Origin of the sequence: Agromyces aureus (assembly GCF_001660485.1) — a bacterium.
Classification (GTDB): domain Bacteria; phylum Actinomycetota; class Actinomycetes; order Actinomycetales; family Microbacteriaceae; genus Agromyces; species Agromyces aureus.
Genome location: NZ_CP013979.1, coordinates 4,136,500 through 4,158,836, shown reverse-complemented (window position 1 = coordinate 4,158,836; position 22,337 = coordinate 4,136,500). Strand labels below are relative to the sequence as shown.

Here is a 22,337-nt window from a genome sequence, read left to right as displayed (position 1 = left end):
ATAACAACAACCTCGAATCCAAGGAGTCGCGCCATGTCCACCACGGCCGAACCGACCATCCAAGACCAGACGACGGATGCCGCGCGCGGGCCGCGCGGCACCGCGGGCGACCCTGCCGGCCGCGGGCCCGAGGGCGCCCCCGAGACATCCGCCCGCCGCCCGCGCGCGCTCTGGCTCGTGCTGCTCGCCTCGGCACTGCCGATGTTCATGGCGACGCTCGACAACCTCGTCATGACGAACGCGCTGCCCGTGCTGCACGCCGACTTCGGGGCGTCCGTCGAAGAGCTGCAGTGGTTCATGAACGCGTACACGTTGGCGTTCGCGAGCACGATCCTCATGGCCGTGGCGCTCGGCGACCGCTACGGGCGCCGCACGGTGTTCGTCATCGGCATCGTGGTGTTCACGCTGAGCTCCGCGTTCGCGGCCCTCGCGACCGACCCCGGCCAACTCATCGCGGCCCGTGCCGCGCAGGGATTCGGCGCCGCCGCCATCATGCCGCTCTCGCTCACGCTGCTCGCGGGCTCGGTCTCGCTGGCCCGTCGACCGCTCGCGATCGGCATCTGGGGCGGCGTTGCGGGCCTCGGGGTCGCGGTCGGCCCGCTCATCGGCGGCGCCGTCATCGAGGGCTGGTCGTGGCAGGCGATCTTCTGGATCAACGTGCCGATCGGCGTGGTCTCGGTGCTGCTGGCGCTGCTCGCGCTGCCGAACAGCTTCGGCGCCCGCCTTCGCGCCGACGTCGTCGGCCTGCTGCTCTCGGGCCTCGGCCTGCTCGCACTCGTCTACGGCATCGTCCGCGGCAACGAGGCGGGCTGGGACAGCGCCGAGGTGCTCGCGGGCCTGATCGGCGGCGGTGCGCTGCTGCTCGCCTTCGTGTTCTGGGAGACCCGCGCCTCGGCGCCCCTGCTGCCACTGCGGCTGTTCCGCGACCGGAGCTTCTCGGTGGCCAACGTCGTGGGCTTCGGCTTCAGCTTCGGCGCGTTCGGATCGATCTTCATCCTGATCCAGTTCCTGCAGGTCGTGCAGGGCGCGAGCCCGTTCGAGGCGGCGCTGCAGACGTCGCCGTGGACCCTCGCACCCATGGTCGTCGCACCGCTCGCGGGCATCTTCGCGCCCCGCGTCGGCACCCGCACGCTCATCGTCTCCGGACTCGCGCTGCTCGGCGGGGCGCTGTTCTGGCTGACCACCCTGCTCGAGCCCGGCGTCGAGTACGCGTCGTACGTCGTGCCGTTCATCGTGGCCGGCGTCGGCATGGGCCTCGTGTTCGCGCCGTCGGCCACCGCGGTGCTCGCGACCATGGCGCCGGTCGATCACGCCAAGGCGAGCGGCACGAACTCGATGCTCCGCGAGGTCGGCGTCGCACTCGGCATCGCGGTCTCGACGGCCGTGTTCACCGGGGCAGGCGGCGAACTCGTGCCCGACCTCTACACGGTGGGCGCCCAGCCCGCGGTCGCCGTCGGCGCGGCCGTGCTGCTCGCCTCGGCGGTCATCGGACTGCTGCTGCCCTCGGGGCGGCGCGCGGCGGCGGTCGTCGCGTAGCGAAGCGAAGACGACGAAGCCCCCGCCCGGATGCGCCGGGCGGGGGCTTCTGCGTGCGGACGGCTCAGTACGAGGTGTCCGTCAGCGTGCCCGTCGCGGCGAGGGCCGAGAAGAACACGATGGTCAGGATGATGCCGAGCACGATCGACACGAAGCCGATGATGATCGCGGCGATCGCGAGGCCGCGGCCGCGCTCGCCGGTCTTCTTGACCTGGTTGAGGCCGATGAAGCCGAGCACGATGGCGACGACGTTGAAGCCGATGATCGACAGCACGAAGCCGACGATCGACAGGACGTTCCACTTCTCGGAGGCAGCGACCGGCGCGACGGGCTGTGCGGGGGGAACGGGGGCGGGAGGCAGGTCAGACATTTCAGGGTTCCTTCTCGGTCGGTGCGGCTGTGATCGCCGGAATGCAGCGTGGCAGGTCTGGTCGTCGGCCGTCAATGGGGAGTTCTGCCGGCACGTCACGCGATGACGTGCGAGGTCATGGCCGCTGGGGCTCAGCCGGCGAGCACGTCGGCGATCGCGCCGGGCACGCGGTCGTCCTGCAGCGAGGTCACGTCGCCGAGCGGGCGGCGCTCCGCGAGATCCACGAGCAGGCGGCGCATGATCTTGCCCGAGCGGGTCTTCGGCAGGTCGGCGACGAACACGACCTCCCGCGGTTTCGCGATCGGGCCGATGGCGGCGGCCACGTGCGCCCGCAGTTCCGCAGCACGCCCGGCCGCGGCATCCGATCGCTCCGCGGTGCCGGTCAGGGCGTCGGATGCCACGACGAACGCCACGATCGACTCGCCCGTGGTCGCGTCCGAGACGCCGACGACCCCGGCCTCGCCGACCGAGGCGTGGGCGACGAGCGCCGACTCGATCTCGATGGTCGAGAGCCGGTGCCCCGACACGTTGATGACGTCGTCGACGCGGCCGAGCAGCCAGATGTCGCCGTCGGCGTCGACCTTCGCGCCGTCTCCCGAGAAGAAGTATCCGCGGTCGGCGAAGCGGGCCCAGTAGGCGTCGCGGTACCGCTCGGGGTTGCCCCACACGGTGCGCGCCATGCCCGGCCAGGTGCCGTCGACGACGAGGTAACCTCCATGGCCGGCTGCGACATCCGCCCCCTGCTCGTCGACGACGCGCGTCGTGAGCCCGGGCAGCGCGCGGAGCGACGAACCCGGCTTCAGCGTCGAGACGCCGGGCAGCGGCGCCATGACCGCGGCCCCCGTCTCGGACTGCCACCAGGTGTCGACGATGGGTGCGGCATCCGCCCCGATCTGCTCACGGAACCACACCCACGCCTCGGGGTTGATCGCCTCGCCGACCGAGCCGAGCAGGCGGATCGAGGAGAGGTCGTGGCCACCGGCATCCGGGCCGGGAACGCCCTCGGGGAACCAGGTCATGAGCGAGCGGATGAGCGTGGGCGCCGTGTAGTAAGTCGTCACGCCGTAGCGCTCGATGATCTCGAAGTGGCGGCCGGGGTGCGGGGTGTTCGGCGTGCCCTCGTAGATCACGCTCGTCGTGCCCGTCAGCAGTGGGCCGTAGTGCACGTAGCTGTGCGCCGTGACCCACGCGAGGTCGGCCGTGCACCAGTAGACGTCGTCGGGCTTCGCGTCGAAGACGGCCCAGTAGCTGTACGCGACGTGCGTGAGGTAACCGCCCGTCGTGTGCACGAGGCCCTTGGGCTTTCCGGTCGTGCCGCTCGTGTAGATGATGAACAGCGGATGCTCCGCGTCGAAGCTCTCGGGCTCGTGCACGTCGGGCTGGCGGTCGACGACCTCGTGCCACCAGACGTCGCACCCGGCCGTGAAGGGCAGATCGGGGGTCTCATCGCCCGTGCGGCGGATCACGAGCACGTGCTCGACGGATGCCACACCCGCGACGGCCTCGTCGACGGCCGCCTTCACCGGCACGGCCGTGCCACGGCGGAACTGGCCGTCGGTCGTGATGACGAGCTTCGCCCTCGTGTCCTCGACGCGGAACCGCAGCGCCTCGGACGAGAAGCCGCCGAACACGAGCGAGTGCACGGCGCCGATGCGCGTGATCGCGAGCGTCGCGATGACCGTCTCGAGCAGCACGGGCAGGTAGACGACGACGCGGTCGCCCGCGACGATGCCGAGCTCGGTGAGCGCGTGCGCGGCCTTCGCCACCTCGCGCTGCAACTCGGCGTAGGTGATCAAGCGACGGTCGCCGCGCTCGCCCTCGAAGTGGAACGCGACCTTGTCGCCTCGCCCGGCCGCGACGTGCCGGTCGACGGCGTTCACGCTCGCGTTGAGTCGCCCACCGGCGAACCACTCGGCGCGCGGCACGCTGAGCTCGCCGGTCTCGTCGGCCCGTTCGGTGGGGAGGGCCGGATGCCACGTGTGGGCGGTGTGCCACGGCTCGGCCCAGTCGAGGCGCGCGGCCTGCGACTCCCAGAACGCGACCGGATCGGCGTCCGCTGCCGCTCGGAGGGCGTCGGCGTCGGCAGCCGTGACGTTCGCCTGCGCGGCGAAGGCGTCGGGAGCGGGGAAGCGCCGGTGCTCCTCGAGGAGACCGGAGATCGTCGGCCGGGCGCCGGCTTCGTCGGTCACGCCCACTTGCGCACCGCCCAGCGCTCGAAGAGGCCGATCAGGGCGTCGGTGAGCTTGCCGAGCACGGCGAGCAGGATGATCGCGAGGAAGATGCGGTCGATGCGGCCGTTGTTGCCCGAGTCGACGAGCAGGAAGCCGAGGCCCATCGAACTCGCGATGAGCTCGGCGGCCACGAGGAAGAGCCAGGCCTGGGCGAGCGCGAGGCGCAGCGCCGAGATGACCGAGGGCACGACCGCGGGCAGCTGCACCGCGGTGAACAGGCGGATGCCGCGCAGGCCGAACGCACGCCCCGCCTCGAGGAGCTGACGATCGACGTGCCGCAGCGCCGCGGCGACGATCGTGTAGACCGGGAAGAAGGCCCCGATCGCGATGAGGATGATCTTCGATTCCTCGCCGATCTTGAACCAGAGGATCAGCAGCGGAACCCACGCGAGCGAGGGCACCGCACGGATCGCGCCGAGCGTCGGCGAGAGCAGGATGTCGCCGAGCTTCGACAGGCCGACGACCGCGCCGAACAGCAGGCCGATCGCCGCGCCGGCGGCGAAGCCGATGAACACGCGCTGCGTCGAGATCGCGACGTAGAGGCCGAGCAGCCCGCGCTGGGCGAGGTCGACGGCCGCGAGCCACACCATCTCGGGGCTCGGCAGCATCGAGACGGGCACGAGCCCGCTCGTCGAGACCAACTGCCACGTGAGGAGCAGGGCGAGCGGGATGATCGCGCCGCCGACGATCACGAACCAGCGGCGGTCGACGAGACGGCGACGGGCGCCGGGTGAAGCAGGGGAGACGGATGCCTCGCGCGGCCGGTCGATTCCCGACGAGCCGAGCGGTCCGGCGGTCGCGATCGCGAGCCCGCCGTCGGCGACGGGCGAGCCGAACCGACGGTCGACCGAGGTCACCGCGTCGGCCGCGGCATCCGCTCGCTCGTCGGCTCGGGTCGTGCGCGAGGCATCCGTCATCTCAGGGGATTCCTACTCGAAGCGCGACGGGTCTGCAGCCGTCGCGAACTCGTCGTTGATGAGGGTGTCGAGCGCGTCGTCGACCTGCTGCTGCGAGGCGACGTCGCCGAGCTCGACGAAGATCGGGCCGACCTTCTCGAGCACCGCGACCTGCGCGTCGCCGGGAACGTTGTCGACGTCGAGGTTCGTGCGCTCGGTGATGACCTTCGTGGCGACGGCCTCGTCGAGACCGGCGACCTCGGCGAGGATCGCGGCGGTCTCCTCGGGGTTCTCTTCAGCCCACGCGCGTGCGTGCTCGTAGGCATCGACGACGGCCTGCGCGACCTCGGGCTTGTCGGCGATGAACGACTCGGTCGCGTTCAGGAAGCCGTAGGAGTTGAAGTCGACGTTGCGGTAGAAGAGCGAGGCGCCCTGCTCCTCGGCGCCGGCCATGATCGGGTCGAGGCCCGCCCACGCGTCGACCGAGCCGTTCTGCAGTGCAGCCCAGCCGTCGGCATGCTGGAGGTTCTGCACGGTGATGTCCTCGGGGGCCAGGCCCTCGGCTTCGAGCGACTGCAGCAGGAAGAAGTAGGGGTCGGTGCCCTTGGTCGCGGCGACCTGCTTGCCCTTGAGGTCGTCGACCGACTCGATGCCCTTGCCGTCGACCGTCACGAGCGCGGCCCACTCGGGCTGCGAGAAGATGTCGATGACCTGGATCGGCGAACCGTTCGACCGTGCGAGCAGCGCGGCCGAGCCGGCCGTCGAGCCCACGTCGATCGCGCCGGCGCGCAGCGCCTCGTTGGCTTTGTTCGAGCCGGCCGACTGCACCCAGTTGACCGTGAGGCCGGTGTCCTCGAGCCAGCCCTGGTCCTTGATGACGAGGCTCAGCGGGTTGTACGTCGCGAAGTCGATGTTGAGCGTCTGGCCCTCGAGCGAGACGGCCTCGCCCGTCTCGGCGGGCTCGGGCTCGGCGGCCTGGCCCTCGCCGGCGACGCAGCCCGAGAGCAGCAGCGCGGCGGCGGCGGCGCCCGCGACGAGCGCGGATCGCAGGAACGGTGTGGTGCGGGACATGGGTTCTCCTCTGGGGTGCGACGCGCGTGCTGTGTGCGTCGAGACGGGTGGTGCGTCGGGTGGGCGGTGCGTCGGGTGCGTGCGTGTCGGTGCGCCGGTTCGGCGCGCTCGGCTGGGCGTCAGTACGGGTAGTGGGGGATGGTCGTGCCGGTCTCGATGCCGCGGGCGGCGCCGTGCCGGTCGATGCCGAGTCCGTCGAGCAGGCGCCCGCGGAGCTCGGCGAGTTCTGCGGATCCGCGGTCGCGGGGGCGGTGCCCCGGGACGACGATCGTCTGGGTGACGATGGCGCCCGGAGCCGCAGCGGGGTCGTCGTCGTGGCCGAGCAGGATCACCCGGTCGGCGAGCTGCAGCGCCTCGTCGACGTCGTGCGTCACGAGCAGGATGGTGGCGGGCTCGGCGGCGTGCACGTCGAGCAGGAGGTCCTGCATCTTCAGGCGAGTGAGTGCGTCGAGCGCGCCGAACGGCTCGTCGAGCAGCAGCACGGCCGGGTTGCGCGCGAGTGCGCGGGCGAGCGACGTGCGCTGCGCCATGCCGCCCGAGACCTCGCGCGGGCGGTGGTCGGCGAAGTCGGCGAGCCCGACGAGGTCGAGCAGGCGCGAGACCTGCTCGCGACCCGCGGTGCGCGGAGTGCCGCGGGGCAGGCCGAGCGCGACGTTGTTCGCGATCGTGCGCCACGGCAGGAGGCGCGGCTCCTGGAATCCGACGGCCGAGCGCGCGTCGAACGGCTTCACGGGCTCGCCGCCGATGAGCGCCTCGCCCTGCGTCGGGCGGTCGAGGCCGCCGGCGATGCGCAGCAGCGTCGACTTGCCGCATCCGCTCGGCCCGAGGATCGCGACGATCTCGCCGGCCGCGATCTCGAGGTCGATGTCGCGGAGCACCTGGCGCTGCCCGCCCTGCGACGCGAACGCGCGGCCGATGCCCTGGAGCGAGACGGGTGCCGCGATCGCGGTGCCGGCCGCCGCGACCGCGGTGCCGGGTAAGGTGCGAGCGGCCCGCTTCGAGCCCGACTGCGCGTCGGACGACACTGCGGGAGCGGTGGCGGATGCCGCGGCCATGGCGTCTCCTCGACGTGCGTCGGCTGGTGGGGGTTCTCCGACGGTATCCAGCAGGGCGCGCGCTGTCAGGCGGAGGCGACCCGGGGCGTAACACGGCGGGATCTCGGATGACGCCCGGCTACCTCGAAGTTCCTGCGATCGGGCATGCCGGATCGCACGGCGAGCGGCGGGATCTTCGATGCGGCCGTGCCGATTCGGGCGCGGCCAGGGGCCGGCCTGGACCGCCCGGCGGCGGTCAGACGGCGTCGAGATGGGCGGTCGACGGTTCGCTCTCGATGATCGCGAAGCCGCGACCGCGGAGGCGCCGACGCTCCTCGGTGAGGAGGGTGAGCGTGCGCTCAGCCGTGCCGCGCGCGTGGGCGACGGCGAGGTCGGCGGCGCCGTCGGCATCGCGGCGTCGGAGTGCGGCGACGATGGCGAGGTGCTCGTCGCGCGCATGCGCCCGCGACTCGGGTGTGCGCATCTCGAGCCAGCGCGTGCGCAGCAGTCTCGTCATGACGCCGTGCATGGATTCGGCCATGAACGGGTTGCCCGACAGTTGGGCGAGCAGGGCGTGGAAGTCGCTGCCCGCGCGGATGCCCGCCTCCTCGGTCTCGTCGGTCTCGTTGCGATCCTCGCCGGCCCGGCCGGAGGGTTCGGCCGACGCCGACGCCGACGCCGTGGTCGCGGCGGCCAGTGCGAGCAGGTCCTCGTCGGTCGCGCGGGCGGCCGCCAGGCGCACGGCCGCGGCTTCCACGGCCTCGCGGTACTCCGAGAGCGCGCGGATCTCGGTGAGGTCGATCGGCGTGACGCTCCACCCGCGCCCCTCGCGGCGCACGAGTCCGTCGACCTCGAGTCGGAGGAGCGCCGTGCGGATCGGCGTGCGCGAGGCTCCGAGGTCGACCTCGAGGCCGCGCTCGGTCAGCTTCTCGCCCGGGACGTAGTCGAGGGAGAGGATGCCGGCGCGCAGGCGGTCGTAGAGCGGTGCTCCGATGACGGATGCGGGCATCGGAACCTCCGTGAGTTTGGGATACCAAGTTGGTACGCACTAACGTATCCCATACTTCGTCCCAGCTCCAGAGAGGACAGGCCGTGAACACGACCACGCTCCAGCGACCGACCGTGATTCCGAGGCGCGCCTGGCGCATGCTCGCGCTCGGCGTCGCGGCGCAGGCCGCGGGCACGGTCTTCGTTAGCACGCCCGCCTTCCTCATTCCGTTGCTGCACGCCGAACGCGGCATCTCGCTCGTGCAGGCGGGCCTGCTGGCCTCGGCGCCGACCATCGGCATGGTGCTCACGCTCGTCGCATGGGGCGCCCTCGCCGATCGCTTCGGCGAACGCCGGGTCATCACGACCGGGCTCGCCCTCACCGCCGTCGCGGCGGTCGGCGCGGCCGCAGCCGGCGACATCCTGACGCTCTGGGTGTTCTTCTTCCTGGGCGGGGCGGTGTCGGCGAGCACCAACGCCGCAAGCGGGCGGGTCGTGGTCGGCTGGTTCCCACGGGAGCGGCGCGGCTTCGCGATGGGCATCCGCCAGATGTCGCAGCCGCTCGGCGTCACGGTCGCGGCGCTGGCCGTGCCCGGCCTGGCCGCGGAGTTCGGCATCGGCGCGGCGGTCGCGCTCTCCCTCGTGCTGAACGCCGCGCTGGCCGTGCTCTGTGCGGTGGGCCTCGCCGACCCGGTGCGGCCGGTCGCGGCGCCGCCCGGTATCGGAGTCGAGCCGGACGCACGGCCCGCTGCGAACCCGTACCGAGCGAGCTCGTTCCTCTGGCGCATCCACCTCGTCTCGGCGCTGCTCGTCGTGCCGCAGTTCGCCCTCTCGATCTTCGGCATCGTCTGGCTCGTCGCCGAGATGCAGTGGAGCGCCCCTGCCGCGGGCCTGCTGATCGGCGTCGCGCAGTTCATCGGTGCCGTCGGCCGCATCGGCGTCGGCGAGTTGAGCGACCGAGTGGGCAGTCGCGTTCGCGTGCTCCGCTGGGTGGCGGTGAGCGGATGCCTCGTGATGCTCGTCGTCGGGGCGACGGGCCTGCCGGGCTGGAGCGTCGTCGCGGGGCCGGCGTTCATCGTCGCGACCCTGATCAGCGTCGCCGACAACGGACTCGCCTTCACCTCGGTCGCCGAGGCGGCGGGCGCGTCATGGGCGGGAAAGGCGTTCGGCATCCAGAACACGGGGCAGTACGTCGTGGCGGCCATGGTCGGGCCGCTCGTCGGCGGCTTGGTGACGCTCGTGGGCTACCCGCTGGCCTTCGTCGCGATCGCCATCGCGCCTGCGGCCGTGCTGCCGCTGATCCCGAAGGCCGACGCGGCGCGCGAGTCCTGAGGTCGGCGGGGCGTCTCGGTCGGGCGTCGCCTACTCGCCCGCAGCGCCGCCGGAACCGGCGGCAGCCGGGGCACCCGCGGCGACGGGCGCAGGCGCGGGCTGACGACGGCGGGCCCTCGAGGCATCCGTCGCTCCGAGCCGGCGAACCGACTCGAGCCAGGCGGCGCGCTTCCCGGGGGTCGAGAACCGCACGGGCGTGAACCGGGTGATGCCGATGGTGCGCACGCCGCAGTAGGCGAGGGTGGCCCGCTTGAGCGAGGTCTCGGCAGCGTTGCGGTAGACGAACCGGTTCCACGCGATGGGCGAGTCCATGGTCATGACGATGCGCGCGGTCTTGCCGGTGAGCAGTCGCGTCGAGATCTGGCCGCGGCCGTACCTGAACGCCGTGCCCGAGAGCACCGCCCGGTCGAGGAACGCCTTCAGCACGGCGGGGTAGGTGCCCCACCACTGGGGGAAGAAGAACACGAGGTGGTCGGCCCAGGCGACGTCGTCGATGAAGGCGCGGATGCGCGGCTCGAGGTGCGAGGTGTCGCCGTCGGGGGCGCGCAGGTCGGCGCGGTCGGAGGGCAGCAGCTCGAACTCGCGTTCGGCGAGGTCGATGACCCGCACGTGCGAGCCGTCGGCCGTTCCGCCGGTCGAGGCGTCGACGGATGCCGCGCGCAGGCCGGCGGCGTACTGCTCGGCGAGGGCGTGGTTGAAGCTGCCCGAGTTCGGGTGGCCGATGATCACGAGCGTGTTCGCCACGGTGCGGTTCGTCATGTTCAGTGCTCCTTGGAGTCGAGGTGGCGGATGACGGTCTTGAGGTCTTCGTGCAGGGCGGCGAGGTCGACGGTCGCGAGGTCGTCGAACGTCTCGGTGAACGACGCATCGAGCACCGGCAGGGCCTCGGCGAGGAAACGCCCGGCCTTCGGGGTGATCGAGAGCAGCACGCGACGCGCATTCGCGGGGTCGGTGTGCGTCTGCACCCAGCCGGCCTCGACGAACGCGGGCACCCGCTTGCTCACGGCGGCCTTGCTGACCCCGAGGCAGGTCGCGAGCGTCGTGATGTCGGGCGGCGGCGCGAGATCGGCGAGCACGGCGATGAACATGAACTGGCTGTAGCTCATTCCGAAGCGCTGTTGCAGCAATTGGTCGGCGAAGCGGTCCATGCGGTCGACGAGGTAGTGCAGGGTGACCGTCACGCGGTCGCCGAGCGGGCCACCGGGTTGGGGTCGGGGGTTCGGTTCGGCGCTCATGTGATGAGTAAACCGGTTGACACGTTGGATGTCAACAGGTTGACAGGCATTTCATCAACATGTTGACACGCTCTGGGTGCGGCCCGGGTCCGGGTCCCGGGCTCGTCCGCGTGCGGGACAATGGTCGGATGACGAGAACCGTGCGCGGAGCCAGGCTGCTCATCACGGGCGCCGCGGGCGGCATGGGCCGCATGTACGCGCAGCGGGCCGTGGCCGAGCACGCGGCATCCGTCACCCTCTGGGATCGCGACGCCGCCGCGCTCGCACGCACCGTCGACGAACTCGGGGCGATCTCGAAGGGCCGCACCCGCATCCACTCCTACGTCGTCGACCTCGCCGACCTCGGCTCGATCGCGAAGCACGCCCAGCAGGTGCGCCGCGAGGTCGGCAATCCCGACGTGCTCATCAACAACGCCGGCATCGTGCGCGGCAACGAGTACTTCTGGCAGACCGACAACGGCGAGGACACCCGCCCGACCATGCAGGTCAACGCGCTCGCCCCCATGTACGTCACCCGCGAGTTCCTGCCCGGCATGATCGCGAACGCGTACCGCGCCGCACGCGTCGTGAACATCGCCTCGGCCGCCGGCACCCTCGCGAACCCTCGCATGGCCACGTACGCCGCATCGAAGGCCGCGCTCATCGGGTGGAGCGACTCGCTGCGGATCGAGCTCGAGCAGGCCGATCACGGCAACGTGAAGGTCACGACCGTCACCCCGAGCTACATCTCGACCGGCATGTTCGCCGGCGCGCGCGGGCCGGTGCTCGCGCCGATCCTCGAACCCGGGTACGTCGTCGACCGCGTCTGGCGGGCGATGCTCAAGGGCGCGCCGCGGCTCGAACTGCCGTGGAGCGTCGGCGTCTCACGGGCGCTGCGCGGCCTGCTGCCGACGCGCGTGTTCGACCGCGTCGTCGGCGACGGCTTCGGCGTCTACCGCTCGATGGAGCGGTTCACCGGCCGACGCTGAGCGTCGTCGGATCGCACGCGAATCGGCTGGGGCCGGCGCCGCAGGGCGACGAGGCCGAGCAGCATCGGGCCGACGAGGGCCGAGATGCAGATGACGGCGAGCCAGGATTCCGGGTTCATGCGCTGACCGTACGCCCGCAGTCTGAACGCCGGCCGCGAATCGTCTGCGCCTCACAGGTCTTTGCGCATGTGCAGCGACGCCGTGAGGTAACCGAGGCTCTCGTACAGCGTGATGGCCGGAACGTTGTAGGCGAACGCGTTCAACCCGAGGCTCTTCGCGCCGCCCTCGCGTGCGATCCCGTCGGCGCGCTGCATGACGATGCGCGCGATGCCGCGGCGCTGGAACTCGTCGTACACGCGGATGTCGTAGATCCACCAGTCCTCGACGCCAGTGCCGTTCCACGGACCGAGCCAGAACCACCCGACGTCTTCGCCCGCGAGGCGGATCGTGAAGAGCTGGTGCCCGTCGATCAGACGCCCGTCGGGGAAGAACCGTCGTTCGGACTCGGCGCGCGCGGTGTCCGCGGCATCGGCGCTGTCGCCCGCCTCGAGCCGCGACTCCTCGTACTCGCGCATCGCGACGGGCAGCCAGGCGACGACCTCGTCGTCGGACTTCGGGTCGAGCGTGATGTCGTCGGGGTTCGCCTGCGTCATGGCTCCATGGTGCCGGATGCCGCGACGGATGTCTCGGTCAGTCCTTCTTGTCCTTCTTGTCCTTGCCGTTTCCCCTGCCCTTGTTGTCGCCGCTGTTGCCGGGGGCGTCGTCCGAATCGCCGGAGTCGTCGGAATCCCCCGAGTCGTCGGTGACGGGGGTCGGGACGGGCGTCGTGGCGATCTCGGCGGTCTGGAGGTCGGCTCTGACGAGGGCGATGGCCTCGCGGATCTCCTGCTCCTGCGCGCCGTCGAGTCCGCCGTCGGCGGCGGCCTGGTCGACGTCGGCCTCCAGCAGGTCGAGTTCGGCGATGGCACCGAGGTAGTCGGCCGATGCCGCGCGCTCGGAGACCCTGACGACCGACGCGTGCAGGTCGGCGGCGGTGTCGTTCGACGGGGCACACGACGTGAGGCTCAGGCCCAGCACGAGCACGAGGGTCGCGAGGGCCGTCGAGCGCGACCGCAGGTTCGGGCGCATCACGGGTTCACCGCCTCGTCGAGCTGCTCGAGGTGCACGCCGAGCTCTCCCGGTACGCTCGGCAGCGGTTCGGGGGTGGTCGCCGGCGGTGCGGCGAGGGGCGAGAGCAGCACCCAGAGCGTCGTCACGACCGTCGCGACGAGCAGCACGATGACGGCCACGCGACCTCGCCGTGCCGTGCGGCGCTCCGTGGGCACTCGTGTCGGCTGCGCGCCGGAGGCCTCGGCACGGGGCGCGTTCGCCATCCGCACCGTGGGCGAGTCGTCGGTGGATGCCGCGGCTCCCGTCATCGCGACGGTCGGCGTCTCGGCGACGTCGCCGAATGCGATCGTGACCGCGGTCGCGCCGGCCCCACGATCCGACACGTCGAGCGCGGCGGCCGCGACCGCGACCTCGAGTGCGGACGGGCGGTCGGTGGGTTCGCGGGCGGTCATGGCGCGGAGGAGCGCGACCCAGTCGTCGCCGAGCTCGGCCGGAACGGCGGGGTCGCGCACGAGTCGGGCGCTCGCCGACTCGGCTGCTGGGCCGGGGAACGCCTGCTGCTGCGTTCGGGCCTCGAGCACGAGCAGCCCGAGCGCATAGACATCGGCCGGGGGTGCCGGCACGGCCCCGGCCACCTGCTCGGGGCTCACGTATCCGGGCGTGCCGACGAGCAGGCCCGTGCTCGTGAGGCGGGCGTCGTCGACGAGTCGGGCGATGCCGAAGTCGGCGAGCTTCGCGTTCCACGCGCGCCCGGGGAGGTGCGCCGGCTCCAGCAGCACGTTCGCGGGCTTGACGTCGCGGTGCACGATGCCGCGATCGTGGATCACGTGCAGCGCCTCGGCGAGGTCGGCGAGCAAGGTCGAGGCGTCCGCCGGCGTGAGTGGGCCGGACCGCAGGGTCTCGCGGAGGTCGCGCCCGTCGACGAGTTCCATGACGAGGAACTCCCGCCCGGTGCCTTCGTCGTGGGCTGCGTCGTAGAGCCGCACGAGTGCGCGATGCGAGAGGCTCGCGAGGAGCGCGATCTCGGACGTGCGGCGGTCGCGATCGTCGAGGCCCTCGGTCGCGGCTCCGAACACCTTGACCGCGATGGGCCGGTGCAGCACGAGGTCTTCGCCGCGGTACACGCTGGCCATGCCGCCGCGGCCGATGAGTCCGTCGAGGCGGTAGCGTTCGGCCATCGTGACCCCGTCGAACGGGTCGCCGACGACGCGTGGGGGAGAGGTCGTCACCACTCGAGCGTAGATCGAAGCCCCGAATGCCGTCGGCTGACGGCCGGGGGTGGCCAGCGCAGCGGCGATGCGGTAGGAGCGCGACCTAGAGGAACATCGGCCGATCGAACTCGTCGTCGTCGCCGCCCAGGTCGAGGTCGACGAGCACGGGCACGTGGTCGCTCGGGGCGGTGCCCTTGCGCTCGTTGCGGTGGATCGACGCACCGGTCACGGCGTGCGCGAATGCCTCGGAGCCGAGGATGAAGTCGATGCGCAGGCCCTCGTTGCGGGGGAACCGCAGCTGCTTGTAGTCCCAGTAGGTGAAGCCCTCTGGCACGAGCGGTCGCACGACATCGGTGACACCGGCGCCCTCGAACGCGAAGAACGCCTCGCGCTCGGCGGGCGAGACGTGCGTGGTGACGCCCTCGATGACGGTGGGGTCGCCGTTGTCGTGGTCGAACGGCACGATGTTGAAGTCGCCCATGAGCGCGAACGGGCGGGTCGGGTGCGCCGCGGTCTCGGCGCGCGTGTACTCGCTGAGCGCGGCGAGCCAGTCGAGCTTGTACGTGTAGTGGGGGTCGTCGAGCGAGCGGCCGTTGGGCACGTAGAGGCTCCAGACGCGCACGCCGTCGATGGTCGCGCCGAGTGCGCGCGCCTCCTTCGGCTGGTCAGGGCCCTCGTGGCCCTTGAGGAACCCGGGCATGCCGGGGAACTCGATCGCGACGTCTTCGATCGGTGCGCGGCTCGCGATGGCGACGCCGTTCCACTGGTTCAGGCCGTGGATCGCGAGCTCGTAGCCGGCCGCCTCGAACGCCTCGTGCGGGAACTGCTCGGGCTTGCACTTGATCTCCTGCATCGCGAGCACGTCGACGTCTTCGCGCACCATCCAGTCGACCGTGCGTTCGACGCGGGTGCGGATCGAGTTGACGTTCCAGGTGGCGATGCGCATGAGCTCAAGCCTACGGTCGGCGTGCGACACCGACGTTCAGGCGGACTGGTCGCGCTCGTCGTCGTCATCGGCCGCGGCGCGCAGCAGCGGCAGCACCACCCAGGCCCCGAACACGATGACCGCGCCGATGCCGAGCGCCCACCATCCGGCCGGGCGCGACACGGCGACGTCGAACACGAGCGAGGTCACGCCCACGAGCAGCAGCCCGACGACGACGAGGTGCGCCACGAGCAGCCGGTTGCCGGTCAGCACGAGCCGCTCCTTGACCTTGCGGCGGAACAGTGCGCGGTGCAGCGTCACGGGCGCGAGGCCGATGACCGTCGCGAGCCCCGCGAGCGAGACGAGCACGAGGTACAGGCGCAACTGGTACTCGTCCAGCTCGTCGAAGCGCGGCTGGAAGGCCACCGCGATCAGGAAGCCGCCGATGAGCTGCGTGCCCGTCAGCGCGACCCGCAGCTCCTGCAGGATCTCGTTCCAGTTGCGGTCGCTGCGTTGGTTGGCGGTCTCGTTGCGTCCGTCGCCGGGCGCGACGTCCATGTGGGCTTCCATGGCTCGATCGTAGGCGGGGCGGATGCCGCGTCCGCAAGTCCTTGCGCGCTCGGGTGCCCCGTGCGAATGCGGCCGCAGCGGGCGCGCGCCGCTGGCCGCGTCGGCCGCCGACCTGCGAAGATCGTCCGAGGCGCGAAGACCGGGCGGCGCCGCGCGAGATCGGGGGATTCCATGGGGTTCAGCGTCGACGGCGTCGAGGGCCTCCCCGAGATCGCGAAGGGCGCCGACCTGGCCGCGATCATCGTCGGGGCCACGAGCCTCGAAGAGGGGGACATCCTCGTCATCACCTCGAAGATCGTGTCCAAGGCCGAGGGGCGGGTCGTCGCCGCGGACGACCGCGAGCAGGCCATCACCGACGAGACCGTGCGCGTGGTCGCGACCCGCGAGTACGAGGGCGGCGTCACGCGGATCGTCGAGAACCGCCAGGGCATCATCGGCGCCGCGGCCGGGGTCGACGCGTCGAACGCGCCCGACGGCACCGTGCTGCTGCTGCCGCTCGACCCGGATGCGTCGGCGCGGGCGCTCGCCACCGGCATCCGCTCGCTCACCGGGCTCTCGATCGGCGTGATCCTCTCGGACACGCTCGGCCGCCCGTGGCGCGAAGGCCAGACCGACATCGCGATCGGCGCGGCCGGCGTGCACGTGTTCGACGACCTGCGCGGGGCGACGGATGCCTCGGGCAAGGCGCTCGCGGTGACCATGCCGTGCGTGGCCGACGAGATCGCGGGCGCGGGCGAGCTGGTCAAGGGCAAGTCCGCGGGGGTGCCGGTCGCCGTCGTGCGCGGCCTCTCGCGTTACGTGGGCGCGCTCGACCTGCCGGGAGCCCGCAGCATCCAGCGTCCGGCTGAGCGCGACCTGTTCCGCGTGGGAGCCGACGAGGCGTACGACAACGGCTACCGCGACGGCTTCGACGAGTCGCAGAACGAGGAATCGTCGCACGGGGACCTGTAGCGCTTCGACGCACTTCGTGGTTTTTGGATCCAGAACCGGGTGATCGGGGCGGTTATCCGCTACGTTCAGGATCCATGAGCGCGCAGAACGCAGGGCCCGTGGGCGGCACCGCAGCACCGGCATCCTCGGCCGACGGCGGAGCCGCCGCCCTCAAGCAGCTCGCGGGCCAGCACGCGACCGGGTACCGCTCGGTCGGCGTGATGGTCTACGACATCCTCAAGGACGCGATCCTGAACGGCGCGCTGCTTCCGGGTCAGAAGCTGCGGCAGGAGACGCTCGCCGAGCTCATCGGCGTCTCGCGGCTGCCCGTGCGCTCGGCGCTGATCCAGCTCGAGGCCGACGGGCTCGTCGAGTTCCACGACCGCCGCGGCGCGGTCGTGAAGTCGCTCTCGCCGGCGCAGGCGAAGGAGGTCTACGACATCCGCGTGCTGCTCGAGGTCGAGGCGCTGCGGCTCACGATGGCCGCCCTCACCGACGCGCGCGTCGCGCGACTGCGCGAGCTCGGCAAGGCCGCCGACCGGCAGCAGGAGGGCTCCGACTTCGTCGACGCCCGCACCGAGTTCTACGCCGAGCTCTACGACGCCGAGCAGCGCCCCGTGCTCTGGGAGATGATCGAGCAGCTGCGACTCAAGGTCGGGCGCTACGTGCTCGGATGGCGCCTCGTCGGCGACGCCGAGCACAGCCACACGCACGAGCAGCTCATCGAGGCCGTGGCGTCGGGCGAGGTCGACCGGGCCGTCGATGTGCTGCGCGATCACCTCGTGGGCGTTCGCGATGCCGTGCTCGAGCTGCTCGAGGCGGAGTCGACGGCGACGGATGCCGCGGCGCCGGCGTCGCGGGGGCGCGCGCAGCGCTGACCGATCCCGCCGGTCGAGGAGCGAAGCGTCTCGAGACCCGGCCCGCACAGGAGTCGGATCTCTCGAGACGGCGCTGGCGTGCCTCCTCGACCATCGAAAGCATCCGGCTCGCGTATTGCTTTTTGGATCCAGAATCCGAAATACTGAACCTTGTCGGGATGCCGACGACCTGAACGGGCCCGCAGAATTCTCGAATGCGTGCCCAGGCCCCGCGCGGGAGCGGGAGGATGGAGGGGTGTCAGTGCACATCGGATACGCCGCCATGCTCGAGCAGTTCCCGCCCGCCGAGGCGGTGGCGCTCGCCGCGTTCGCCGAGCAGCACGGCTTCACGGGGGTCATGGCCTCCGACCACTTCCAGCCGTGGCTGCCGCAGCAGGGCGAGTCCTCGTTCGTGTGGAGCGTGCTCGCCGCGCTCGGCGAGCGCACGACGGGCGACCTCGGCCCGGGCGTCACGACGCCGACGTTCCGCTGGCACCCGGCGATGGTCGCACAGGCCAGCGCGACGCTCGCGTCGATGTACCCCGGCCGGCACTGGCTCGGCATCGGCTCGGGCGAAGCCCTCAACGAGCACATCGTGGGCGAGTACTGGCCAGAGGCGCACGAGCGCATCAACCGCATGTTCGAGGCCGTCGACGTGATCAAGAAGTTGTTCACCGCGTCGATCGCCGGCCGCGAGGTGCGGCACGCCGGCCCCCACTTCAAGCTCGAGACCACCCGGCTCTGGACCATGCCGCCCGTCGCCCCCGAGATCTTCGTCGCGACCCAGGGCCCGGTGACCGCGAAGCGCGCCGGACGCCAGGTCGACGGCATCATCACGACCGGCGCCGACGACGAGCGCCTGCGCGTGCTGCTCGCGAAGTTCGACGAGGGCGCCCGCGAAGGCGGACGCGACCGCTCGAAGCTCACGCGCGTGCTGCAGCTGCACCTCTCGTGGGCGCCGACCGACGAGGAGGCGATGGCGAACGCGCTGCGCGAGTGGCCGATCGCCGGCATGCGTTTCGCTCGCGGTGACATCCGCTCGCCCTTCGAGTTCGAGCAGCTGGCCCGCTCGGTGCGCCCTGAGGACTTCACGGGCCGCCTCACCGTCTCGAGCGACCCCGACGTGCACCGCGCGCATATCCAGCGCCTGATCGACCTCGGGTTCGACCGCATCTACCTGCACAACGTCGGGCGCAACCAGCGCGAGTGGCTCGAGGTCTTCGGGCGCGACGTGCTGCCGAGGCTCGTGCGATGAGCATCGCGTTCGCGACCGAACCGCAGGCTGCCGACCAGGCGACGGATGCCGAGGCCCTCGCCGTGCGCGCGCTCGCCGGCATCGGCGAGGTGCGCCCCGGCGACGACCTTGTCGACCTCATCGCCGGGGCCGCCGCCCGCGCCGGCGGACTGCGCGACGGCGACATCCTCGTCGTGACCTCGAAGATTGTGTCCAAGGCCGAGGGTCGCATCGTGCACGCGGCCGATCGCGAGCAGGCCATCACCGACGAGACCGTGCGCGTCGTCGCGACCCGTGCCCACGAGGGCGGTGTCACCCGCATCGTCGAGAACCGGCAGGGCATGGTCGCGGCGGCAGCGGGGGTCGACGCATCGAACACCGCCGACGGCACCGTGCTGCTGCTGCCGCTCGACCCCGACGCGTCGGCGCGGGCGCTCGCCACCGGCATCCGCTCGCTCACCGGGCTCGCGATCGGCGTGATCCTCTCGGACACCCTCGGCCGGCCGTGGCGCGAGGGCCAGACCGATGTCGCGATCGGCGCGGCGGGCGTGCACGTGGTCGACGACCTGCGCGGTGGCACCGACGCCGCCGGCCGAACCCTCACCGTGACCATGGCCTGCCTCGCCGACGAGCTCGCGGGCGCCGGCGACCTCGTCAAGGGCAAGGCGAGCGGATGCCCCGTGGCCGTCGTCTCGGGCCTCGCGCGCGCCGTCGGACCGCTCGACCTGCCCGGAGCGGCCTCGATCGCGCGACCGTCGGAGCGCGACCTGTTCCGGCTCGGCACCGACGAGGCCGTCGAGCTCGGACGCCGCGACGGACACGAGGCCGGCTTCGCCCGCGGACGCGCCGTCGGGCACGCCGAGGGGTTCGCCTCCGGCTACGCCGAGGGCGTCGCGGCCGCACGCGCCGAGGCGCTCATGACGCGGTCGCGCGTCTCGCCGGCGGTTCCGGTGGCGGCGGCTCCGGTGGCGGAGGCGACGACATGCTGACCGCCTTCGACGTCGTGGTGCCCGTGAAGCTGCTCGCCGAGGCCAAGACCCGGCTCGCACCCTCGCTCGATCGCACGGCCCGCGCCGACCTCGCCCGGGCGTTCGTGCTCGACACCATCGACGCCGCGCTCGCCGCCGAACGCGTGGCCCGCGTGATCGTCGTGGGCGACCTGAGCGGGCACGTCGACGAGGTGCCCGACGGCGTCGTCGTCGTTGCCGAGCCCGAGCCGCGCTCGCTCTCGGCGGCGATCCGCCACGGCATCGCGGAGGCCCGACGCATCGCCGCCGCCGAACGCGACTCCGGCCCCGACGGGGGCCGCTCGGCCCGCAGCCACCGGGGCATCGCCGTGCTGCTCGGCGACCTGCCCGCGCTGACCCCGCAAGCGCTCGATGCCTCGCTCGACGCCGCGTCGCGGCATCCGCTCGCCTTCATGCCCGACGCAGAGGGCACCGGCACGACCCTCGCGACGGCCGCCGCGCATACTCGTTTCGAGCCCGCGTTCGGCGCGGACTCGGCGATGCTGCACCGTGCGCTCGGCTTCCACGACCTCTCGCACGAGGTGCCGACGGCCCTCGCCGAGCGCATGCGCCGCGACGTCGACACGGTCGACGCCCTCGACGCCGCCGTGCGACTCGGGCTCGGCGCGCACACCGCTGCGGCTCTCGCCGCACCCCGACGTACGACAACCGACTCCACCAGAAAGGGAGCAGCATGACCCTCACCCTCGGATACAAGGCCAGCGCCGAGCAGTTCGACCCGCGCGAGCTCGTCGAGATCGCCGTCGCGGCCGAAGCGCACGGCATGGAGTCGGTGTTCACGAGCGACCACTTCCAGCCGTGGCGGCACACCGGCGGGCACGCGCCGTTCTCGCTCGCGTGGATGGCGGCGGTCGGCGAGCGCACCTCGACGATCAAGATCGGCACGTCGGTGCTGACGCCGACGTTCCGCTACAACCCGGCCGTGCTCGCGCAGGCGTTCGCGACGATGGGCGTGCTCTACCCCGGACGCGTGATCCTCGGCGTCGGCTCGGGCGAGGCGCTCAACGAGATCGCCACGGGCTTCCAGGGCGCGGGCGAGCAGGAGTGGCCCGAGTTCCGCGAGCGCTACGCGCGCCTCCGCGAGTCGGTGCGCCTCATGCGTGCGTTGTGGAGCGATGAAGACCAGGTCAGCTTCGACGGCGAGTACTACTCGACCCACGACGCCTCGATCTACGACCGGCCAGAGGGCGGGGTGCCGATCTACATCGCTGCCGGCGGGCCGCAGGTCGCGAAGTACGCCGGGCGCGCGGGCGACGGCTTCATCTGCACCTCGGGCAAGGGCGCCGAGCTCTACGCCGACCAGCTCATGCCCGCGGTCAAGGAGGGCCTCGAGGCCCGCACCGACGGTCGCACGTTCGACGAGTACGACCGCATGATCGAGATCAAGCTCTCGTATGAAGACGACCTCGAGACCGCGCTGGACAACACTCGGTTCTGGTCGCCGCTCTCGCTCTCGAAGGAGCAGAAGCACGACATCACCGACCCCGTCGAGATGGAGCGCGCCGCCGACGCCCTGCCGATCGAGACGATTGCGAAGCGCTGGATCGTGGGCACCGACCCCGACGAGGTCGTCGAGCAGATCGGCCAGTACATGGACTGGGGCTTCAACCACCTCGTGTTCCACGCGCCCGGGCACGACCAGCGCCGCTTCCTGGAGCTGTTCGAGCGCGACCTCGCGCCGCGGCTGCGCGCCCGCGCCGCGAAGTAGCGCCGCGCGCCGCGCGCCGCTGCGGCCGGCGAAGGCGGACGAGCTCAGGGCGCCCCGGTTCGACGACCGGGGCGCCCTGTCGCGCGTCCCGGGCGTAGCGTGGGAGACGCGGGCGAACGCGGCGACAGCGACGTCGGAGGAGGGGCCATGGCCGTCATCGGATGGATCGGACTCGGGCACATGGGCGGGCCCATGTCAGCGCATCTGGTCGCGGCAGGGCACGAGGTGCGCGGCTTCGACCTGGATGAGGCGGCGTGCCTGGTCGCAGCCGATCGCGGCGTTCGCGTGTGCGAGAGCATCGCCGAGACCGTCGCGGGTGTCGACGCCGTCTTCACGTCGCTGCCTCGCAACGAGCACGTGCGCGACGTCTACGCGGCGACCGCGGGCGTCTGGGCCACGGCCCCGGTGAACGCGCTGCTGCTCGACACCTCGACGGTCGACATCGACACGTCGCGGTGGTGCCACGCCGAGTCGGCGGCTCGGGGGTTCCGTTTCGTCGACGCCCCGATCTCCGGCGGCATCGCCGGGGCCGAGCGCGGATCGCTCACCTTCATGCTCGGCGGGGAGCCCGACGCCGTGGCGGCGGCCCGCCCGCTGGTGCAACCGATGGCGGCGCACGTCTTCGACCTCGGCGGGCCCACGCTCGGCATCGCGGCGAAGCTGGCCAACAACCTCATGCTCTTCGCCTCGCTGCTCGGGGTCGCCGAGGGGGCCGCGCTCGCCGCATCGCTCGGCCTCGATCCGGCGCGGTTCCACGAGGTCGCCGCTGCGTCGTCGGGGGACTCCTGGCCGCTCCGCACCTGGTATCCGGCTCCCGGCGTCGTCGAGACGAGCCCCGCGAACCGCAACTTCGACGCGACGTTCTCGGCCGCGCTCGCCGAGAAGGACCTCTCGTTCGCCGTCGCGGCGGCCGAGGCATCCGGGCTGCACATCCCGGCGGCCGAACTCGCGCTCGAACAGTTCCGGCGCCTCGCCTCCGAGGGGTACGCAGGCAAGGACGCGAGCCTCATCGCGAAGTACCCGCCCGCCGACGGCACACTGGCGGGGTTCGATCCGTCAGCCTGATCGCGCTGCCCGGCCCGTCACCCCGCCAGGCCATCGCAC

Annotated in this window: 24 protein-coding genes; 10 read left to right on the top strand and 14 right to left on the bottom strand. The window is 71.9% G+C overall.

Going from position 1 to position 22,337, the window contains the following annotated elements:
• The first annotated feature begins 33 nt into the window (after positions 1 to 33).
• Positions 34 to 1,536 (top strand): MFS transporter, encoded by a 1,503-nt coding sequence (locus tag ATC03_RS18600; protein ID WP_084003619.1) that lies wholly within the window; start codon positions 34 to 36, stop codon positions 1,534 to 1,536.
• A gap of 64 nt (positions 1,537 to 1,600) precedes the next feature.
• Here ATC03_RS18600 and ATC03_RS18595 read toward each other — a convergent pair whose 3' ends face one another.
• From ATC03_RS18595 to ATC03_RS18570, 6 genes are all read right to left on the bottom strand, one after another.
• On the bottom strand, positions 1,601 to 1,906 hold the full coding sequence (locus ATC03_RS18595; RefSeq protein WP_067880448.1) for a DUF4190 domain-containing protein: 306 nt from the start codon (positions 1,904 to 1,906) through the stop codon (positions 1,601 to 1,603).
• A 131-nt stretch (positions 1,907 to 2,037) separates the two neighbouring features.
• Complete coding sequence (gene acs / locus ATC03_RS18590) at positions 2,038 to 4,095, bottom strand: acetate--CoA ligase (protein WP_198168750.1); 2,058 nt, start codon at positions 4,093 to 4,095, stop codon at positions 2,038 to 2,040.
• A complete protein-coding gene (locus ATC03_RS18585; RefSeq protein ID WP_084003618.1) occupies positions 4,092 to 5,054 on the bottom strand; it encodes an ABC transporter permease in 963 nt (320 codons plus the stop codon). Before ATC03_RS18585 ends, acs begins: the two co-directional genes overlap by 4 nt.
• Before the next feature lie 12 nt (positions 5,055 to 5,066).
• Positions 5,067 to 6,104 (bottom strand): aliphatic sulfonate ABC transporter substrate-binding protein, encoded by a 1,038-nt coding sequence (locus tag ATC03_RS18580; protein ID WP_067880445.1) that lies wholly within the window; start codon positions 6,102 to 6,104, stop codon positions 5,067 to 5,069.
• Positions 6,105 to 6,223: 119 nt separating this feature from the next.
• Complete coding sequence (locus ATC03_RS18575) at positions 6,224 to 7,159, bottom strand: ABC transporter ATP-binding protein (RefSeq protein WP_084003617.1); 936 nt, start codon at positions 7,157 to 7,159, stop codon at positions 6,224 to 6,226.
• A gap of 235 nt (positions 7,160 to 7,394) precedes the next feature.
• The gene (locus ATC03_RS18570; protein ID WP_067880442.1) at positions 7,395 to 8,147 is read right to left on the bottom strand and encodes a GntR family transcriptional regulator; all 753 of its coding nucleotides are present in this window, start codon (positions 8,145 to 8,147) and stop codon (positions 7,395 to 7,397) included.
• A gap of 83 nt (positions 8,148 to 8,230) precedes the next feature.
• On the opposite strand from ATC03_RS18570, the gene ATC03_RS18565 reads away from it, so the two are divergent.
• The gene (locus ATC03_RS18565) at positions 8,231 to 9,457 is read left to right on the top strand and encodes an MFS transporter (RefSeq protein WP_169829231.1); all 1,227 of its coding nucleotides are present in this window, start codon (positions 8,231 to 8,233) and stop codon (positions 9,455 to 9,457) included.
• Positions 9,458 to 9,487: 30 nt separating this feature from the next.
• Here ATC03_RS18565 and ATC03_RS18560 read toward each other — a convergent pair whose 3' ends face one another.
• Both ATC03_RS18560 and ATC03_RS18555 read right to left on the bottom strand, forming a co-directional pair.
• Positions 9,488 to 10,216, bottom strand: coding sequence for an NAD(P)H-dependent oxidoreductase (locus ATC03_RS18560; RefSeq protein ID WP_067880438.1), 729 nt, complete (start codon positions 10,214 to 10,216; stop codon positions 9,488 to 9,490).
• 2 nt (positions 10,217 to 10,218) lie between these two features.
• The gene (locus tag ATC03_RS18555; protein ID WP_067880435.1) at positions 10,219 to 10,692 is read right to left on the bottom strand and encodes a MarR family winged helix-turn-helix transcriptional regulator; all 474 of its coding nucleotides are present in this window, start codon (positions 10,690 to 10,692) and stop codon (positions 10,219 to 10,221) included.
• Positions 10,693 to 10,820: 128 nt separating this feature from the next.
• Between ATC03_RS18555 and ATC03_RS18550 the strand changes: the two genes are divergently transcribed.
• On the top strand, positions 10,821 to 11,660 hold the full coding sequence (locus ATC03_RS18550; protein ID WP_067880432.1) for an SDR family oxidoreductase: 840 nt from the start codon (positions 10,821 to 10,823) through the stop codon (positions 11,658 to 11,660).
• Here ATC03_RS18550 and ATC03_RS20670 read toward each other — a convergent pair.
• The 6 genes from ATC03_RS20670 to ATC03_RS18525 form a co-directional block, all read right to left on the bottom strand.
• Positions 11,624 to 11,779, bottom strand: a complete 156-nt coding sequence (locus ATC03_RS20670) for a hypothetical protein (protein ID WP_156997191.1) — start codon at positions 11,777 to 11,779, stop codon at positions 11,624 to 11,626. The two genes, ATC03_RS18550 and ATC03_RS20670, sit on opposite strands and share 37 nt — an antisense overlap.
• A gap of 51 nt (positions 11,780 to 11,830) precedes the next feature.
• Positions 11,831 to 12,313: a GNAT family N-acetyltransferase gene (locus ATC03_RS18545; RefSeq protein WP_067880429.1), complete on the bottom strand. Its 483-nt coding sequence runs from the start codon at positions 12,311 to 12,313 to the stop codon at positions 11,831 to 11,833.
• A gap of 37 nt (positions 12,314 to 12,350) precedes the next feature.
• Entirely contained in the window at positions 12,351 to 12,791 is a 441-nt protein-coding gene (locus ATC03_RS18540) for a hypothetical protein (protein WP_152031020.1), read from the bottom strand.
• Positions 12,788 to 13,999, bottom strand: a complete 1,212-nt coding sequence (locus ATC03_RS18535) for a serine/threonine-protein kinase (RefSeq protein ID WP_152031019.1) — start codon at positions 13,997 to 13,999, stop codon at positions 12,788 to 12,790. The genes ATC03_RS18540 and ATC03_RS18535 overlap by 4 nt, the downstream gene beginning before the upstream one ends.
• Positions 14,000 to 14,084: 85 nt before the next feature.
• A complete protein-coding gene (locus tag ATC03_RS18530; protein ID WP_067880423.1) occupies positions 14,085 to 14,927 on the bottom strand; it encodes an exodeoxyribonuclease III in 843 nt (280 codons plus the stop codon).
• Positions 14,928 to 14,963: 36 nt separating this feature from the next.
• Complete coding sequence (locus tag ATC03_RS18525; RefSeq protein WP_067880420.1) at positions 14,964 to 15,476, bottom strand: DUF6328 family protein; 513 nt, start codon at positions 15,474 to 15,476, stop codon at positions 14,964 to 14,966.
• 171 nt (positions 15,477 to 15,647) lie between these two features.
• Here ATC03_RS18525 and cofE (ATC03_RS18520) point away from each other — a divergent pair, with 171 nt between their 5' ends.
• The 7 genes from cofE (ATC03_RS18520) to ATC03_RS18490 all read left to right on the top strand — a co-directional run bounded on the left by cofE (ATC03_RS18520) (position 15,648) and on the right by ATC03_RS18490 (position 22,298).
• Positions 15,648 to 16,427, top strand: coding sequence for a coenzyme F420-0:L-glutamate ligase (gene cofE / locus ATC03_RS18520; protein WP_067880416.1), 780 nt, complete (start codon positions 15,648 to 15,650; stop codon positions 16,425 to 16,427).
• A gap of 74 nt (positions 16,428 to 16,501) precedes the next feature.
• Positions 16,502 to 17,284 (top strand): GntR family transcriptional regulator, encoded by a 783-nt coding sequence (locus ATC03_RS18515; protein ID WP_067880413.1) that lies wholly within the window; start codon positions 16,502 to 16,504, stop codon positions 17,282 to 17,284.
• 262 nt (positions 17,285 to 17,546) lie between these two features.
• Positions 17,547 to 18,518, top strand: a complete 972-nt coding sequence (locus tag ATC03_RS18510) for a TIGR03557 family F420-dependent LLM class oxidoreductase (RefSeq protein ID WP_067882583.1) — start codon at positions 17,547 to 17,549, stop codon at positions 18,516 to 18,518.
• Positions 18,515 to 19,486, top strand: coding sequence for a coenzyme F420-0:L-glutamate ligase (gene cofE, locus ATC03_RS18505; protein WP_084003614.1), 972 nt, complete (start codon positions 18,515 to 18,517; stop codon positions 19,484 to 19,486). Before ATC03_RS18510 ends, cofE (ATC03_RS18505) begins: the two co-directional genes overlap by 4 nt.
• The gene (locus tag ATC03_RS18500) at positions 19,480 to 20,202 is read left to right on the top strand and encodes a CofC family guanylyltransferase (protein WP_067880410.1); all 723 of its coding nucleotides are present in this window, start codon (positions 19,480 to 19,482) and stop codon (positions 20,200 to 20,202) included. Before cofE (ATC03_RS18505) ends, ATC03_RS18500 begins: the two co-directional genes overlap by 7 nt.
• Positions 20,199 to 21,233, top strand: a complete 1,035-nt coding sequence (gene fgd, locus ATC03_RS18495; protein WP_067880408.1) for a glucose-6-phosphate dehydrogenase (coenzyme-F420) — start codon at positions 20,199 to 20,201, stop codon at positions 21,231 to 21,233. The genes ATC03_RS18500 and fgd overlap by 4 nt, the downstream gene beginning before the upstream one ends.
• A 147-nt stretch (positions 21,234 to 21,380) precedes the next feature.
• Positions 21,381 to 22,298: an NAD(P)-dependent oxidoreductase gene (locus tag ATC03_RS18490; protein WP_067880406.1), complete on the top strand. Its 918-nt coding sequence runs from the start codon at positions 21,381 to 21,383 to the stop codon at positions 22,296 to 22,298.
• Positions 22,299 to 22,337: the final 39 nt, after the last annotated feature.